Here is a 1,356-nt window from a genome sequence, read left to right on the forward strand (position 1 = left end):
CGTGCTGGTGGACTCGGGGCTCGGTGCGGAGAACCACCGCCGCCGCCCTAGCGGGAAGTGGACCGTCACCACCGAGCTGCGCCTGGATCTCATCGGCGCGCCGCGCGAGGGGTCGACCGGCCTGGGGATCCGCGCGAACCACCTGGGGCACGACGGTCACTGCCTCACCACGCGCGGTGAGGTCGTCGACGACGACGGCGAGGTGATCGCCTCGGGACTGGTCAAGACCATGGAGTTCGCGGCGGGCGTGGACGCGGAGGGCTACGACGACGAGCCGCCGTGGCCGTCTGCGCTCGAGCCGGGGACGCTGGCCGAGGTGCTGTGTCTGACGTTGAGCGAGCGGGGCGACGGGGACGGCGGCCGCGTGGTGGAGGGCGTCATCGCGCCGGAGCCGACGCTCGCCAACCCCCTGGGCAATCTGCACGGGGGCGTGTTCGCGGCGGCCGCGGAGGTCGTCGGCGCCGCGGTCTTCTCGCACGAGCGCGACGTCAGCTCCTCCTCGCTGGACGTGCGGTACGTGCGGCAGATCCCGCTGGTGCAGCCGGTGACGGTCCGCGCCGAGGTGCTGCACGACGGTCGGAGCTGGGGGATCTCGCAGGTCACGACGCGGGACGAGCGGGGCCGGGTGTGCGCGGTGGCGACGGTCACGGTCTACGGCCGCCGGTAAGTCGTTGTCACGTCACTCACGTAGTATGGACGGGTAAGAATCAGTCCGTACGACGAGAGGGGACGCATGAAGATCGGCATCATCCTGGGCAGCATCCGCGAGGAGCGGACCGGCAAGTCCGTGGCCGAGTGGGTCGCGCAGCAGGCCCGCGACCGGCAGGACGCGACCTATGAGCTCGTCGATCTCAAGTCCTTCGACATCCCCCTGCTGACCTCGGCCACCGTGCCGGGCGCGGCGAACAAGCAGTACGAGGACGAGCGGGTCCAGCGCTGGAGCTCGGCCATCGACTCCTACGACGCCTTCGTCTTTGTGACCCCCGAGTACAACCACAGCGTCCCCGGCGGTCTGAAGAACGCCTTCGACTCGCTCGGGAACGAGTGGGCCGACAAGCCCGTCGCGTTCGTCTCCTACGGTGCCGAGGGTGGTGTGCGCGCGGTCGAGCACTGGCGGCAGATAGTGGCCAACTTCCGCATGTTCGGCGTGCGTCAGCAGATCTCGCTGAGCCTGTTCACCGAGTTCGGCCCCGAGGGCGTCCGGCCCGCGGAGCGGCGCACCGAGGAGATCGCGACCCTGTTCGACCAGCTCGAGGAGGCCACGCGGCGATTCGCGCTGGTGGACGCGGGCGCCTGAGCGATCCCGCGCTGATGCAGACACCGCGGCCCGCCCCCTGAGAGATACGGGGGCGGGCC

Annotated in this window: 2 protein-coding genes; both read left to right on the top strand. The window is 70.6% G+C overall.

The window, feature by feature from the left end:
- Nucleotides 1-667 (top strand): hotdog fold domain-containing protein (locus G6030_RS06920; protein ID WP_182642631.1); only part of this gene is annotated, 667 nt, incomplete at its 5' end.
- A gap of 66 nt (nucleotides 668-733) precedes the next feature.
- On the top strand, nucleotides 734-1,297 hold the full coding sequence (locus tag G6030_RS06925; RefSeq protein ID WP_061228570.1) for an NAD(P)H-dependent oxidoreductase: 564 nt from the start codon (nucleotides 734-736) through the stop codon (nucleotides 1,295-1,297).
- The last annotated feature ends 59 nt before the right edge of the window (nucleotides 1,298-1,356 follow it).

This window comes from Dietzia sp. E1, from assembly GCF_014145015.1.
GTDB classification, from domain to species: domain Bacteria; phylum Actinomycetota; class Actinomycetes; order Mycobacteriales; family Mycobacteriaceae; genus Dietzia; species Dietzia cinnamea_A.

What these genes read in the sequence shown, in the direction of transcription:
- G6030_RS06925 (WP_061228570.1), top strand. Translation starts at nt 734, where the DNA reads ATGAAGATCGGCATCATCCTGGGCAGCATCCGCGAGGAGCGGACCGGC.